The organism is Sapientia aquatica (assembly GCF_004358105.1).
Lineage (GTDB): Bacteria > Pseudomonadota > Gammaproteobacteria > Burkholderiales > Burkholderiaceae_D > Solimicrobium > Solimicrobium aquaticum.
In genome coordinates, this window is record NZ_SMYL01000018.1 from 1 (window position 1) to 14,769 (window position 14,769).

At 48.4% G+C, this 14,769-nt stretch carries 12 protein-coding genes and 3 tRNA genes; 5 read left to right on the top strand and 10 right to left on the bottom strand.

Annotated features, from left to right (window positions below; all coding sequences use genetic code 11):
* The 5 genes from E2I14_RS18255 to E2I14_RS18275 all read right to left on the bottom strand — a co-directional run.
* Positions 1-487, bottom strand: a 487-nt coding sequence (locus tag E2I14_RS18255; protein ID WP_133331224.1) for a GTP-binding protein, incomplete at its 3' end; no start/stop codon positions are given.
* Positions 488-596: 109 nt separating this feature from the next.
* A tRNA-Thr gene (locus E2I14_RS18260) sits at positions 597-671 on the bottom strand.
* Between the two features lie 70 nt (positions 672-741).
* Positions 742-815: transfer RNA gene (locus tag E2I14_RS18265), tRNA-Gly, on the bottom strand.
* A 74-nt stretch (positions 816-889) separates the two neighbouring features.
* Positions 890-974 (bottom strand) — tRNA-Tyr (locus E2I14_RS18270).
* A gap of 105 nt (positions 975-1,079) precedes the next feature.
* A complete protein-coding gene (locus E2I14_RS18275; protein WP_133331226.1) occupies positions 1,080-2,306 on the bottom strand; it encodes an MFS transporter in 1,227 nt (408 codons plus the stop codon).
* 250 nt (positions 2,307-2,556) lie between these two features.
* Between E2I14_RS18275 and E2I14_RS18280 the strand changes: the two genes are divergently transcribed.
* Complete coding sequence (locus E2I14_RS18280; RefSeq protein WP_133331227.1) at positions 2,557-3,105, top strand: hypothetical protein; 549 nt, start codon at positions 2,557-2,559, stop codon at positions 3,103-3,105.
* Positions 3,106-3,120: 15 nt separating this feature from the next.
* Here the strand turns inward: E2I14_RS18280 and E2I14_RS18285 are convergent, their stop codons facing one another.
* From E2I14_RS18285 to E2I14_RS18295, 3 genes are read right to left on the bottom strand one after another with little or no spacing between them, the layout of a single operon-like run.
* On the bottom strand, positions 3,121-3,711 hold the full coding sequence (locus E2I14_RS18285) for an IMPACT family protein (protein WP_133331229.1): 591 nt from the start codon (positions 3,709-3,711) through the stop codon (positions 3,121-3,123).
* Positions 3,712-3,719: 8 nt separating this feature from the next.
* Positions 3,720-5,387, bottom strand: coding sequence for an energy-dependent translational throttle protein EttA (gene ettA, locus E2I14_RS18290; protein WP_133331231.1), 1,668 nt, complete (start codon positions 5,385-5,387; stop codon positions 3,720-3,722).
* A 48-nt stretch (positions 5,388-5,435) separates the two neighbouring features.
* Positions 5,436-6,149, bottom strand: a complete 714-nt coding sequence (locus E2I14_RS18295) for a sensor histidine kinase (protein WP_133331233.1) — start codon at positions 6,147-6,149, stop codon at positions 5,436-5,438.
* 311 nt (positions 6,150-6,460) lie between these two features.
* Between E2I14_RS18295 and E2I14_RS18300 the strand changes: the two genes are divergently transcribed.
* On the top strand, positions 6,461-8,188 hold the full coding sequence (locus E2I14_RS18300) for a sensor domain-containing diguanylate cyclase (RefSeq protein WP_165967895.1): 1,728 nt from the start codon (positions 6,461-6,463) through the stop codon (positions 8,186-8,188).
* Between the two features lie 13 nt (positions 8,189-8,201).
* Here the strand turns inward: E2I14_RS18300 and E2I14_RS18305 are convergent, their stop codons facing one another.
* Complete coding sequence (locus E2I14_RS18305; protein WP_133331237.1) at positions 8,202-10,538, bottom strand: bifunctional diguanylate cyclase/phosphodiesterase; 2,337 nt, start codon at positions 10,536-10,538, stop codon at positions 8,202-8,204.
* Between the two features lie 332 nt (positions 10,539-10,870).
* The gene (locus E2I14_RS18310; RefSeq protein WP_133331259.1) at positions 10,871-11,992 is read right to left on the bottom strand and encodes a DNA polymerase Y family protein; all 1,122 of its coding nucleotides are present in this window, start codon (positions 11,990-11,992) and stop codon (positions 10,871-10,873) included.
* A gap of 186 nt (positions 11,993-12,178) precedes the next feature.
* Here E2I14_RS18310 and E2I14_RS18315 point away from each other — a divergent pair, with 186 nt between their 5' ends.
* From E2I14_RS18315 to E2I14_RS18325, 3 genes are all read left to right on the top strand, one after another.
* Positions 12,179-12,796 (top strand): LysE family translocator, encoded by a 618-nt coding sequence (locus tag E2I14_RS18315; protein WP_227544803.1) that lies wholly within the window; start codon positions 12,179-12,181, stop codon positions 12,794-12,796.
* Positions 12,797-12,846: 50 nt separating this feature from the next.
* Positions 12,847-13,314: a thioredoxin family protein gene (locus E2I14_RS18320; protein ID WP_133331241.1), complete on the top strand. Its 468-nt coding sequence runs from the start codon at positions 12,847-12,849 to the stop codon at positions 13,312-13,314.
* Positions 13,315-13,550: 236 nt separating this feature from the next.
* On the top strand, positions 13,551-14,738 hold the full coding sequence (locus E2I14_RS18325) for a M20 aminoacylase family protein (RefSeq protein ID WP_133331243.1): 1,188 nt from the start codon (positions 13,551-13,553) through the stop codon (positions 14,736-14,738).
* The last annotated feature ends 31 nt before the right edge of the window (positions 14,739-14,769 follow it).

The following is a 14,769-nucleotide window of genomic DNA, read 5'->3' on the forward strand; positions in this document are numbered from 1 at the left end:
AATCGTATTTGGACAGTAACTCGCGCACTTCCATTTCGACCAATTCCAACAACTCAGCATCATCAACCATGTCGCATTTGTTCAAGAATACGATGATGTATGGAACACCAACTTGGCGAGCCAACAGAATGTGCTCACGTGTTTGTGGCATTGGACCGTCTGCTGCGGAGCAAACCAAGATCGCGCCGTCCATTTGTGCCGCGCCGGTAATCATGTTTTTAACATAATCAGCATGACCTGGGCAGTCTACGTGAGCGTAGTGACGAATCGCTGTTTCGTATTCAACGTGGGAGGTATTAATCGTAATACCACGCGCTTTTTCTTCTGGCGCGTTATCGATTTGTGAGTAGTCTTTTGCTTCGCCGCCAAATTTCTTCGACAATACGGTAGCAATCGCTGCTGTCAATGTTGTTTTACCATGATCAACGTGGCCAATTGTGCCCACATTCACGTGCGGCTTGGTCCGCTCAAACTTGCTTTTTGCCATTTTTGACCCCTAACGATTTTGATGAGAATGTCTAGGCACGCGCCCGACTGTCAATTTGAAATTACAACCAAATTTCTAAAACTTAATACTTTATAACTACGACTTATTTTGGTGCTCTTGACGTGGATTGAACACGTGGCCTCTCCCTTACCAAGGGAGTGCTCTACCACTGAGCTACAAGAGCTATTGTTTTTGCCCGACTCAGCGCCTTGAGAGCACTTATTACCACTATTGTCAGCACACAAACTTAAAATTGGAGCGGGTGAAGGGAATCGAACCCTCGTCATAAGCTTGGAAGGCTTCAGCTCTACCATTAAGCTACACCCGCAAAGTTGGCTTTCGCCTTATTTTTTGCACCGTTTGCAACAGTTACTGTAGACAACGATTTGCTAAATCTTCCTATGGTGGAGAGGGCTGGATTCGAACCAGCGTACTCAGAGAGAACAGATTTACAGTCTGTCGCCTTTAACCACTCGGCCACCTCTCCATAGGGAACCCCGAATTATAGACATCTCATTTTCGGTCGTCAAGCAGCACTTAAGAATTTTTTCGAAATAGCCCAAAATAATTCAGATCAGTGGCTTGGGCGATACTAAATTGCTTTTTTCTCATTCATAAAATGCTTGATTGCAATAAGCAATGCAAGGCCTTGGGCTAGGGCAGCAAGAAAAAATGGCGCGCCTAACAGCAAGCTACCTTTGGGCAGATGTCCTACTTGAGCAAAAAGACTGGTTCCTATTAAGGTCGCGCCGACACTCATGACGCTGCCTAAGGAAGAGAGCGAACCCATCACCGCGCCCTGGGATTTGGCGTCCACCGCTCTGGAAAAGATAGCTTGAATCGCCGGAGTTGCCGCATAGCCAAGAATGTTGCATGGGATCAATACGTACATCAACCAGCCTTGATTAACGATGCCGTACATTAATAGAACAAAGCTCGACGATGCCAAACCGATCACGGCAGTTTGCGCCTCACCCAAACGCCGAATCACTCGGCCGAGCAACAAGCCTTGCATAATGACGCTACAAATTCCGACCATGAATAAGGAAATGCCATTTTGCAACGGCGTCCATCCAAAACGTAGCTCGGTAGACAAGACCCACGTCGTTTGCATGGTGAATTGGGCAAACAAACTAAATCCCATTGCCCACACCAAAGCGCCCACACTATTAAGATGTGTTAAACCGCGCAAATTGCTGATTGGGTTGGCGCGGCTAAACGAAAATGCGCGCCGATTTTCGAGCGCCAGCGATTCCGGCAAGGCGAACAAGCCATAACTAAAGTTGCACAACGATACCGCTGCGGCCAAATAAAACGGATATTGGTAATGTTGCTCGCCAAGCAAGCCGCCCAACATCGGGCCACAAATAAAGCCCAAGCCAAACATTGCGCCGATTTTTCCCAGCGCTTTGCCGCGTAATTCTGGGGTTGATACGTCGGCGATGTAAGCATTCGCTACTGCAATATTGCCCGCGGTCATGCCGCCCATGGCGCGAATGATCAACAACCAAATCAACGAAGTAGCCTGCGTCATCAAGAAAAAATTCAGTCCCAACCCTAGCACACAGAGCAGCAACACCGGGCGGCGACCGAAGCGATCACTCAACGCGCCCAGTAACGGCGCGCAAAAAAATTGCATCACCGCATAAGAAGCAACGATTGCTCCGTACCAATAAGCCTGCAAGTCCGGTTGCGGAGCAAACATCCCCACAAGTCTTGGCAGAACGGGAATAATCAATCCAATTCCGAGAATGTCGAGAAAGACGGTGATTAAGACAAAACGGGTATTAACAGAATTGCCGGCAGATGAGGAAGACATGAACACGCATTCAAAGATGATTTGCAGCAATTCTAATAGAGGAAGTTGCTTCGCATGGAGAAATTGCAACGTCGAGGTCGTTGAATCACGGTTCATCGCCCAACATCAACGCGATCAATTATTTTTATCCCTTTTTTTGCAATTAAATTGCATAAAGCTGTTTTGATTTGCTCTGCGGTAATCCACAATAGGGAATCGACAAACAATAGCATTACTATCTGACACTAAAATTCGTTACTACGAGGCAACCATGAAGGCAGATTCTTTGACGCGCCGACTGCTTTGTTTAGGCGCAATTGCCCTAGCGCATCTCGCCCTGCTGTTTGCTTTTCGACTCAGTGCACCGTTGATTGCCTCGACCAAGGCCAAATTTAGTAATCTGCAATTTGTCACGCTAAGTCAACCTCTCAAAAAGACCACAACCGTTTCAACCACGCGGACAGCCAAAATAACACCTGCGGCTAAAGACAGAATTGCCACCAAAAGCGCCACTTCTCCTAGCTTGGCTGTTCCCAACGATCACCCTGCAGAATTGCAGCCCGAACCGATTACGGAACCCAAATTAGACTTAGATGCATTGCGCCAAGCTGCAGTGAGAGCAGAAATGGAGCGCGAAAAATCGCCCATCGAACGCATGAACGAGGCGCGCATAAAAAATCACGGGCTTGAGACCAAAGTCGACGATGCTGCCAGCAAGGCACAGCGGGCCGATTGCAGGAATGCCTATGCGGGAGCGGGCTTATTTGCGCCGTTGATCATTGCAGCCGATCTAGTGCGCGACAAAGGCTGTAAATTTTAACTGCGTGCAAGCAAACTAGTCAGTTGCAGTGACATTCTTCAATGCCCCGCGCAATTGATCAAACGCCGCTTTCTCAAACTCCGCCGCAACGCTCAACCTCATGCACAACTGCAGCGTTACTTGGTCGGCATAAACAGTATCTTCGACCACGACACCGAATTGCTCGCCTAATCGGCGCAAACTCGATTCATCGGCAAATTGCACTTCAAACCGCCGCACGCACATGACTTCTACCGCCACCAATTCCGCCAACTTACTAGCGTCCGAAATAGCCTGCCCATAAGCGCGCGCCAAACCGCCAGCACCTAATTTAATGCCGCCCCAATAACGCACAACGACCGCCAGCACATTCATCAATTCTTTATGCACCAGCACGTTATACATAGGTCGCGCCGCGGTGCCCGAAGGTTCACCATCGTCGTCCAAACCCGAATCACCTTCGCAAATTAATACCCAGCAAACGTGCACTGCGTTGGGATGCTGCGCACGTAGTTCGGCCAACTTAGCCCGCGCTTCAATGCGACTTGAAACGGGGTAAAGTTGGCCGATGAAGCGGCTTTTTTTGATTTCGAATTCTGTACTGACCGGCGCCGCTAATTGATACATGAATCGATTTAAGTGGTCAGTGGTTTGTAGCGGATACGTTTAGGCTTAGCACCTTCTTCACCCAAACGTTTTTTCTTGTCGGCTTCGTATTCTTGGTAGTTACCGTCAAAGAACGACACGTGCGAATCGCCTTCAAAGGCCAAGATGTGCGTCGCGATTCGATCCAAGAACCAGCGATCATGGGAAATCACCATTACGCTGCCGGCAAACTCCAATAACGCATCTTCCAACGCACGCAAGGTTTCCACGTCCAGATCGTTCGATGGCTCATCGAGCAGCAACACGTTACCGCCCTGCAGTAAAGTTTTTGCCAAATGCAAGCGACCGCGCTCACCACCGGATAAATTACCCACGATTTTTTGTTGGTCGCCACCTTTGAAATTGAAGCGTCCCAAGTAGGCGCGCGAAGCCATCTCGAATCGCCCAACCGTCAATACATCAGCGCCGCCGCAAACATCGTCAAACACGGTTTTCGTGTTCGCCAAGTCCTCGCGACTTTGATCAACCAGCGAGATTTTGGCGGTCTTGCCAAGCACTACTTCACCGCTATCTGGCTGCTCACGTCCGACGATCATTTTGAATAAAGTCGATTTACCGGCGCCGTTCGGGCCGATGATTCCGACGATCGCTCCAGCCGGAATGGTGAAGCTTAAATTGTCGATCAATAAACGATCGCCAAACGATTTGCTCACGTTTTTAAATTCAATCACGTCGTTACCCAAACGCTCCGCAACGGGAATAAAAATCTCCTGCGTCTCGTTTCGTTTTTGGTATTCGTGTTCGGACAATTCGTTAAAGCGTGCCAAACGGGCTTTGCTTTTTGCTTGGCGCGCTTTGGGATTTTGACGCGACCATTCCAACTCCTTTTGCAGCGCTTTTTGACGCGCCGATTCGGTCGCTTCTTCTTGCTTCAAACGGGCTTGTTTTTGATCTAACCACGAGCTGTAATTGCCCTTCCACGGAATGCCATGTCCGCGATCCAATTCCAAAATCCATTCCGCCGCGTTATCCAAGAAATAGCGATCATGAGTGATCGCCACCACCGTGCCAGGGAAGCGCAATAAGAACTGTTCTAGCCAATCGACCGATTCCGCGTCCAAATGGTTGGTCGGTTCATCGAGCAACAACATATCAGGCTTAGACAACAACAATTTACACAGCGCGACGCGACGTTTTTCACCGCCCGATAACACACCGATTTTGGCATCCCAAGGTGGCAAGCGTAATGCATCGGCAGCCATTTCGAGTTGCAGCTCAACGTTGTCACCGGCTGAAGTCGAGATGATCGCTTCTAAGCGCGCTTGCTCGTTGGCGAGCGCATCGAAATCGGCGTCTTCTTCAGCGTAAGCAGCATACACTGCGTCCAATTTTGCTTTGGCTTCAAACACTTCACCAAGCGCGCTTTCAACCGCTTGACGCACGGTTTGCTCAGGATCTAATTGCGGTTCTTGCGGCAAATAACCGATGTTTAAATTCGGCATCGGCACGGCTTCGCCTTGAATATCTTTATCAATCCCCGCCATGATTTTGAGTAGGCTGGATTTACCCGAACCGTTCAAACCTAGCACGCCAATTTTGGCGCCGGGGAAAAACGACAACGAAATATCTTTTAAAATTTGACGTTTAGGTGGAACAATTTTGCCCACTTTATTCATCGTAAAAACGTAATTTGCCATGAGTAGTTTCCTTACTAAATAACACTAAATTCGAACGTTCTTGCCGGTTTAGGCTGCTAGCGATAATTCCAAAATAACGGTTGTTCCTTGCTCAAACCATTCTTCGTCGGCGTCCAATTCCTGCGGTGCTGCCGCAACCGGAAAATGCGCGCCGTTAGCTTCAATCAAAAAATAATCAAATTCATTGGCCAAAGCGGCGATGGCCGATAATGCAGCTAAGTCGCCTGACTTCTTCGGTGCGGATTGCAAGGTGGTAAGCAACTCAACCGCGGCGCCAATATCGTCAGCCTGTTTGGCATTGACCATCTGTTTATACAAACCGATTCCATTGTCTTGCAACGATAGTTCGATGTGCGCGGCGCTGAGCTCCAAGACCACGTGCAAACTATTGCCCCGTGAATGCTGCGCGGCGTTATTGGCGGCGGCAATGAATCCCGATTTCAAGAGTTCGCGCTTGCTTTTGTCGGTCACGGTCGTACCCAGCGCCGCACCGAAATCACGCTCCCAAATTGATCCGGCATCGCCCAGCGGGAAGCTGTAGCTATGCATGATGGTTTGGTTCGAGGCCGCTTCAAACACCGGGCGATTAACCGGACCGGAGCGTTTGATCACCCCAGCCAATTCCAATTGCTTGAGCGCGGCCGACGCGGTCGAACTGCTGACTTGGTAGCGATTTGCCATCGCTTTGCTTAAATCGTGAGCATGCAGCGCCAGCGCCGTTTGCACCCAAGTTTTGGCGTCATCTAAATCAATTTTAGCCATGCGCGATACCTCTTTTTGATAATGGCAGCGATTGTAGCGTTTTTACATCTTGGTCGGTGGGCATTTACCAAGTTGATAGCGAAAACATATGAATTTATGGGATTTGCCGAAGGTGATTTTGGGCGCAAGCGCGAAGTGTTAATTAATTCATTTCACATATTTATCAAAAGTTAATTTGCTTCTTAAAAATTTTTACCTAACCTTTAAGTGAGCACAATTTCTGCCGATAACCTCTTAATTAACTCCCGATGGTCACTGACAACACTGTCCGACGATTTCCTATCAATGCCGCAACTTCACGCCGGAGAAGGATGAACAACTCGTCATTACACAAGCAACTGCTCATCACCATAGTCGTGCTGATGTTGTTTGTTTCATCAGCTATTGTTTGGATTTCAATCCAAGCGGGCACGGACGCGGTCAATCAATTGACCCAACGGGTAATGAGCAACATGATCGAGCGCATCAGCTCAGACAATGAAAAGCAGCTCAACAACGCCGTGATTGCACTAGAAACGGTGGCGCCCAGCACCATTAATAATTCACCAACCCACGTCTTCGATACTAATTTGGATTCGCTGGAACAGCGCTTATGGGCGGCGAGCGGGCTATTTATGCAGGCCAGCAATTATGTATATTTTGCCGCTCCAGATGGCCGCTTTGTCGGAGTCAATCGCCTAGACGCCGAACACGTCGAACTATACGTGCAACAGCCGGGTGACCCGCTGCGGATTGAATACAGCACTTCCCGTCCCGGCGACCACAATTTTTTTCTTAGTTCCGGTTTATACGATGCACGCACACGCTCGTGGTATGTGGACGCGCTGAAACACAACGCACCAGTTTGGACCGATATTTACAATAAGTACACGCGACCAGAACCGACCATCACCTTGGCCAAAGCGGTCTATCAACCTGACCACAGTTTGGCCGGAGTTGTGGCGACCGATATTCCTTTGCGTAAGTTATCGGACAATTTGCGCGGCTTAAATATTAGTGCCAATAGTGTTGCCTTTATCGTCGATAAGAATGGCGACTTGATTGCTACGTCGAGTGAAGAACCATCATTTATTGAAGTCGATCGCGTCCCTACCCGTTTATCGGCGGCCACGATCAATAACAAATTAATCAACGCCGCGTATTCCAACACCATCAAAGATAAAACCAAAGCGCTCACGCTATCGTTTCCAGCCAACTCCAGCTTCCAATATGGCGATGAAAAAATCGATGTCGCCTTTGCTCCATTAGCCAACAAATATGGATTGAACTGGGTCACCGTGGTTGCTATTCCGCGCACCGATTTTATGGGTGGAATTACCCACAGCTTATTTCAAAGCGCAATGATCGTCGTGCTCTGCGTGATGTTTGCGTTATTCATTGGATTAGCATTTATCGAGCATATTTTGCGCGATATTCGCCAACTCACCAGCGCCGCCAAGAAAATGGGGAATGGTGAGCCCTTGCCACGTTTGCGCATTCATCGCAAAGACGAAATCGGTCATCTGATTAACACGTTTGTCGAGATGGAAAATAAGTTGCGCTTTGACCGCCTAACGCAAATTTATAACCGCGAATTCTTAATCGCCCAAATCGAATTTTTAGAGCGCCATGCTTTGCAACATCCAAAAGAAAATGTCTGCTTCACGCTGCTATTTTTAGACTTGGATAGATTCAAAGTGATCAACGATACATACGGCCATGCCGCGGGCGATCAGTTATTGATCGTAATTGCAGCTCGGCTTAAATCGGCGGTGCGCGACACCGATACAGTGGCGCGTTATGGCGGGGATGAATTTGTGGTGCTGCTCAACGGCACCAGTAATGCGACCGATATTCAGATGACGGTCGATAAAATTCATACCTTGGTGCAGCAACCAATAGCGCTGTCAGATCACATCGTCGCTGTGCATGTATCGGTTGGTTGGGCGGTGTTTCCGCACGAGGCGCTGGACTACAACAACCTGTTAAAGATTGCCGATTCGCGCATGTTCAACACCAAAAAAGAACGGCCTGAATTGCATTTGCGCTTGGTGGAATAGCACTCTGTTTGACTTAGCTAACGGTGTTGTATTGATCCGCCAACCAAGCGATTAGCTGCTGCGCTGGAATGGCATTGTTGATGTAGTTACCTTGTGCCTGATCGCAACCCATCGAGGTCAACAAGTCCATTACCACCGCATTTTCCACCCCTTCAGCCACCACGCGCAAACCCATGTTGTGGCCCAAATCGATGGTCGATTTGACGATAATTCTATCGTCGTCGTTGTTTTGCATATCCATCACAAACGACTTATCAATTTTGAGTTCGCTCACTGGCAAGCGCTTAAGGTAGGCCAACGATGAGTAACCGGTTCCGAAATCATCAATCGATAATTCCACTCCCATAGCACTGAATCGATCTAAGGTGATTTGCGCTCGGACCGGATCGTTCATAATCGCGCTCTCGGTTATTTCTAAACAAAACGAGGAAGTTTTGACGCGATGGCGAGTCAGGATATCGGCAAATTTGACCGGCAAATCTTGGTCCAACAAATCGTGCGTGGAAATGTTAACCGAGACTTTCAGATGAATATCGTGCGCGATCAAATCGGCGCATAAGTCGGCCGATTTATTTAAAATCCAGCGCGTGAGCAGACGAATAATGCCGGTCTGTTCAGCAAAAGGAATGAATTGATCGGGCACCAAAAATCCGCGTGTTGGATGTTCCCAGCGCACCAGCGCTTCAACGCCCACTACATGCTGCTGACCTAACGCTAATTTGGGCTGCACGAACAGACGCAATTGATCGAGTTGAATCGCGCTGCGTAATTCACTTAATAGCGATAAATTTTGCTGACTGCTGCTGTCAATTTCTGGGCTATAAATCGTGAAGGTATTGCCGATATTGCGTTTAGCAACATACATCGCCACTTCGGCACGACTAAGAACCATTTCCGCGTTGTCGCCATGCATCGGATAACCGGCCAATCCTATACCCGCGCCCAAATCAACGGCTTGGTCTTCCAACACAATTGGCTGATCGAGCTGCGACAAAATAATATGCGCGGCGGCTTGGGCATCCGACAACGTTGAGTTAGGCAATAGCATGGCAAATTCGTCACCGCCTAAACGCGCCAAATGCGCATCGGGCAGGGCTTCACGCAATCGGGCAGCGACCTTTTTGAGCAGACGATCACCGAAGCTATGTCCCATGATGTCGTTGACATGTTTGAAGCGCGCCAAATCCATCATCAGCACGAAACAGGCTTGTTTAGCCGGATTAGATTCGGTGATGGTTTTTTTAAGCAGCGCAGTAAACTGCGCGCGATTTGGTAACTCGGTCAGCGTATCCCAATAAGCTAGGCGTTTGATCTCGTGCTCACGTTGCGCAAAGCCGTCGCGCATGTACACAAATGCCTGAGCCAAATGACCGATTTCTTTGTCGCCGCTGATATTGATCGGACTAGCATAATCGCCCAAACCCAGACGCTGAGCAATCGCACTTAGGTGGCGCAATGGTTGGCTGACCTGTTTTGCAAATAATACGCCGCCAACGATGGCCACAATTAAGCTAATCACGGTCAATACCAACAACGCGATTTGCATATTAAAATACGGCGCGAGCAAATCAGTCATCGACTGCTGCACAACAATAATGGCGGCGGGCGAATTGGTCGGAGTGAGCTCAATAAATTTAACCCGATACAAACCTTCTTTGGTTTGGATTTCTTTAGCCTCGACGTCAATGAAGGTAGGAATATTTTTCGCTAATAATTCTGCGCTTGTATTGCTTAGGCTGGAACTCCCAACCTGCCAGTACTGCTTGTCGCGATTCAAGATAGATATTTGTAGCGAGGTGTTTTGGCGAAATTCGGACACGAAATTTTTCCCCAAGGGGAAGGCCATCACCACCCAACCGAGATGATCGGGCGCTTTAAAATCAATGCCGATGAGCTGCAAAGTCTCGTGATTATTGACCAAAATAGTCGTGGCGTAGCCTTGCTGTTCGGCCTGGGCAATTAGGTTAATACTGGCTTGTTTCAGCGCGGGCATGAGCTGCAACGAGGTAGTCGCTTCAATCCGATTATCGGTGTCGATTAGCAAGCCCATGACGGCGTTGAGTTGTTGAGATTTTTCGGTCAACAGGGCGACAACCTTGGTGCGATTGGATTGATTAATTGCTTCAATAAATTCAGCATTGCTGGTTAATTGCATGACCGTTTGGGTCAGCTTGGTCGTGTGTTGATCTAACAGACGTTCAACGATACGGTCGCTATGCAACAGTTCTTTGTCCACGGCAACCAATGCACGGCTCTCAATAGCGTCTCGCAACGGGAAAAATCCCGCGAGTTGCGCGATGAGCATCACCAAAATGAATACCGTAATCAGCCGACTTTCTAAAATACGCATAGTTGTTGAGCTTGAGTTAGTACTTCGGATACGGGAAGAAAAACTGCTACTGCCATCAGCGTTGCTACGCTGTGGTGTGCTGCAAATTAAGCAGCACAGCTTCAAGGTGAGACTTCGTTCGGCAATGACAACTAGTCATCGCTTGGGGCTACATCAATTTATTGGATGGCTGATTCTATAGCAAAATTATCATCGACTATTGTTTTTTGATAAATTGCGTGGGGATAATCCGACACTCGCTGTCATTGAAGATGTCGCACTGGGTAATTAACAAATCAAAACCTCAGGCACAAAGTTGGGGATCATCAAACAAGCGCCGGCACCAACGCAGACTATACGTCCAACTCCAATTGCCGCCCGCTGAGCGTCATCATGGATTGCGCCTCGCCTTCGTCCACCAAGGTACTGGCTTTTACGCCCAACAAACGCAAGCGCTTTTCCAACGGCACCCGTTTTAAACATGCGCCCGCAGCTTGGCGGATCAACTTGGCGTCCGCAGTCGGTTCAGGCAAGGTCAAATCACGGGTTACCGATTTAAAGTCGTCATAACGTAATTTGATGCCGATGGTGCGCGTGACGAAACCTTTGCGTTTTAAATCATCGGCCAGCTTGTTGCACAGCGCGGTAAAGATTTCCGACAATTCGGCCCTGTCATGGCGTGCGTGTAAGTCTTTAGCGAAAGTGGTTTCGCGGCTAATCGATTTGGTTTCAGAATCGGTGATGACATCCCGATGGTCAATTCCATGCGCGACATCGCTGAGCCACGCGGCATAAGTGCGGCCAAATTTTTCTTGCAGAATCGCGACATCCATTTCGGCCAATTGGTGGATCGTGGTGACGCCTAATTCCTCTAATTTTTGCGCGGCTTTAGGACCGATGCCATTAATTTTCCGCACATGCAAAGGCCAGATGCGCGTGTCGATTTCATCCATTCCTAGGATGGTTAATCCATTTGGTTTTTCTAAATCAGAACAAATTTTGGCGAGTAATTTATTGGGCGCAATCCCGATAGAACAACTCAAACCCGTTGCTTCTTTTACTGCATCTTTAATGCGTTGTGCTAAGGCCTTTGTATCAGGATCTTCGCCAGTCAAATCGAGATAAATTTCATCGATTCCGCGGTCCTCAATGCGCGTCACAACACTAGCAACGGCTGCTTTAAACAAGCGCGAATAATGACGGTAAGCGTCAAAATTTACCGGCAATAAAATCGCATCCGGCGCGAGTTTGGCTGCTTTCATTGTGCCCATGCCTGAAAACACGCCCAAGGCGCGTGCTTCATAAGTCGAAGTCGTTAGCACACCGCGTCCAACGTAGTCACCCAGTCGAGAAAATTTACGTGTACCGTCCGGCAGCAGCACCGGACGATGTTCGTTGCGCCCGCCAATGGCAACGGCTTTACCACGCAATTCGGGATAGCTAATTAGTTCGACCGAGGCGTAAAACGCGTCCATATCCAAGTGCGCAATCCGACGCGCCGGTGCCTCGCCCGAATGGCTACTGGCATCTGCTGATGAAGCAATCACATCGCTTTTTCCCATTTTTTTATGCGTCGACTATTTTTTTACACAAATCACAAATTTCACCGATAAAGTTTCATTCAGGTAAAATCGTTTTTTGATTTTTTTGCGATGAACATCATGTCCAGCACCACATTAGTCGTTTTTATTAGTGTCATATTTGTTTTATGCATAAGCCCCGGACCGAACATGCTTTTGGCGCTTGCCAACGGGATGAATTCCGGTTTGCGTGTGGCCTTGTTCGGTATTTTAGGAGCCAACTTTGGCAGCGCTATTTTAATCAGTTTAGTTGCCATCGGCTTGGGTTCACTGCTCACCGCTTCGCTGGAATTATTTAATATTTTAAAAATCGTTGGCGCGCTGTATTTGGCTTGGATGGCGTATCAATTATGGGTCACCAAAACTGTGCCTATTATAGTGAAAGCGCAGGCCGCGCAGAGCAGCCGAAAAACCTTTATTCGCGCTGCCACTGTGTCGGTGACTAATCCCAAAGGGATTTTGTTTTTGTCGGTATTTTTACCCCAATTCATCAACACCAGCGCGCCATTAATGCCGCAGTATCTCATCCTCGGCAGTTTATTGATCGGCATGGATGCCTTAATGATGTTGGGCTATGTATTTTTGGGTCGGCGCGCAGCGAGTTTGTTGACCTCAAACAGCCTACGTTTATTGAATCGAATTTGCGCTGCAATTATGGGCGTTTTAGCCATCGGTTTAGCCAGTTTTAGTCGTAGTTAGTATTGTCTGTTGCGTATTTAATTAACCACTATTATTTTTATAAAATCACCATGAAAAAACTTCTTGTCCTGCTCTTCGCGCTGTGTGCTTTGTCTGTCAATCAATTTAGCCACGCAAATCCTTTAGCTTATGATGAGGCGGCTAATTCTGCCGCTGATATTCAAACGGCACTCGCCAAAGCGAAAGCCGAGAACAAAAATGTATTACTTATTTTTGGTGCCAATTGGTGCAAAGATTGCTTGGAATTAGATCGTTCGTTAAAAGGCCAAAGCGCTGCGTTGATCGCCAAAAAATTTGTCGTTGTCAAAATCAACGTCGGCCAATTCGATACTAATTTGTCGATTGCTAACGAATACGGTAATCCGATCAAAAAAGGAATTCCAGCGGCCGTTTTACTCACACCCAAAAATACCGTGCTGTACGCAACCCATGGCGGCGAACTCGCTGATGCACGTACTATGGGTGACCAAGGCATCTACGATTTCTTTAATCAAATCGAACAAAAGAAAAATCATTAAACCAAGTCAGGCTTAGCAATCAAGATCAAGGGCATTCAGTTGAATGCCTTTTTTTACGTCTTTTTTGTGCTTTAATTTCCACGCTGCAATGCAAAATCGGCGTTGGCTGACACTATACCGGTTCGGGATTACAATGCTGCTTCGCTTGAACCAAGACTTTTGCATCATTAACTCGCTAAGGCGAGAAATTCTCCCGCGAGTTGATAGGTCAAAAGTGCGTCAAATAAGGAAACACCATGAAGCTGATCGATCCCATCGTCCAATTTGCGTCCGAGATTCAACAGATCCGACGAGATATTCACGCCCATCCTGAACTGTGCTACGAAGAAAACCGTACCTCCGATATTGTCGCCGCTAAATTAACCGAATGGGGCATTCCCATTATTCGCGGTTTAGGTGTGACCGGCGTTGTCGGCGTCATTAAGCGCGGTAGCAGTTCACGCGCAATCGGACTGCGCGCTGACATGGACGCCTTGCCGATGCAAGAAATTAACTCCTTCGCCCATGCTTCCAAACACGCTGGAAAAATGCATGCCTGCGGTCACGATGGACATACCGCCATGCTACTGGGCGCGGCTCATTATTTAGCACAGCACGGCACGTTTGATGGCACGGTGTATGCGATTTTCCAACCCGCCGAAGAAGGCGGCGGCGGCGCGCAGCGCATGATTGATGATGGGCTATTTGTGCAATGTCCGATGGAAGCCGTGTTCGGAATGCACAACTGGCCTGGTGTGCCGCTCGGCACGTTTGGTGTGCGCTCTGGACCGACGATGGCGTCCTCCAATGAATTCGAAGTAATCGTTACCGGCAAAGGCGCTCATGCCGCACAACCGCACAAAGGCATTGATCCGATTTTGGTTGCGATTCAAATTGTGCAGAGCTGGCAAACGATCGTGGCACGCAACGTGAGTCCAGTCGATAGCGCTGTGTTATCGGTCACGCAAATTCATTCTGGCAGCGCGACGAATGTGATCCCCGATCACGCGACGTTAATCGGCACTGTGCGCACCTTCACGCCGCAAGTTTTGGACATGATGGAAGCGAACATGCAGCGTATCGCTGCGCATACAGCGCAAGCCTTTGATGCCAAGGTCGAATTCAAATTTCATCGCAACTATCCGGCCTTGTTTAATCACGCAAAAGAAACTGAGATCGCTGCTCAGGCTGCACGCAGCGTGGTGGGCGACGAAGGCGTTAATACCAAAATTGAAGCCACAATGGGCGCGGAAGATTTTGCCTATATGTTGCAAGCCAAGCCCGGTTGTTATGTCTTCATCGGCAATGGCGATGGCGATCATCGCGAGCATGGACACGGTTTAGGCCCATGCAACTTGCATAACGCGAGCTACGATTTTAACGATCAAATTTTGCCAATCGGCGCGAGCTATTGGGTACGTTTGGCGGAAGATTTTCTGGCCTAGATAAGGCTACAAGTTTGCTAGCGCTAGCAGC

Coding starts and splice junctions, on each gene's coding strand:
- ettA (WP_133331231.1), bottom strand. CDS start 5,387: ATGGCAAATTACGTTTTTACGATGAATAAAGTGGGCAAAATTGTTCCA.
- E2I14_RS18315 (WP_227544803.1), top strand. CDS start 12,179: ATGTCCAGCACCACATTAGTCGTTTTTATTAGTGTCATATTTGTTTTA.
- E2I14_RS18275 (WP_133331226.1), bottom strand. CDS start 2,306: ATGTCTTCCTCATCTGCCGGCAATTCTGTTAATACCCGTTTTGTCTTA.
- E2I14_RS18300 (WP_165967895.1), top strand. CDS start 6,461: ATGAACAACTCGTCATTACACAAGCAACTGCTCATCACCATAGTCGTG.
- E2I14_RS18320 (WP_133331241.1), top strand. CDS start 12,847: ATGAAAAAACTTCTTGTCCTGCTCTTCGCGCTGTGTGCTTTGTCTGTC.
- E2I14_RS18310 (WP_133331259.1), bottom strand. CDS start 11,992: ATGGACGCGTTTTACGCCTCGGTCGAACTAATTAGCTATCCCGAATTG.
- E2I14_RS18295 (WP_133331233.1), bottom strand. CDS start 6,149: ATGGCTAAAATTGATTTAGATGACGCCAAAACTTGGGTGCAAACGGCG.
- E2I14_RS18280 (WP_133331227.1), top strand. CDS start 2,557: ATGAAGGCAGATTCTTTGACGCGCCGACTGCTTTGTTTAGGCGCAATT.
- E2I14_RS18285 (WP_133331229.1), bottom strand. CDS start 3,711: ATGTATCAATTAGCGGCGCCGGTCAGTACAGAATTCGAAATCAAAAAA.
- E2I14_RS18325 (WP_133331243.1), top strand. CDS start 13,551: ATGAAGCTGATCGATCCCATCGTCCAATTTGCGTCCGAGATTCAACAG.
- E2I14_RS18305 (WP_133331237.1), bottom strand. CDS start 10,538: ATGCGTATTTTAGAAAGTCGGCTGATTACGGTATTCATTTTGGTGATG.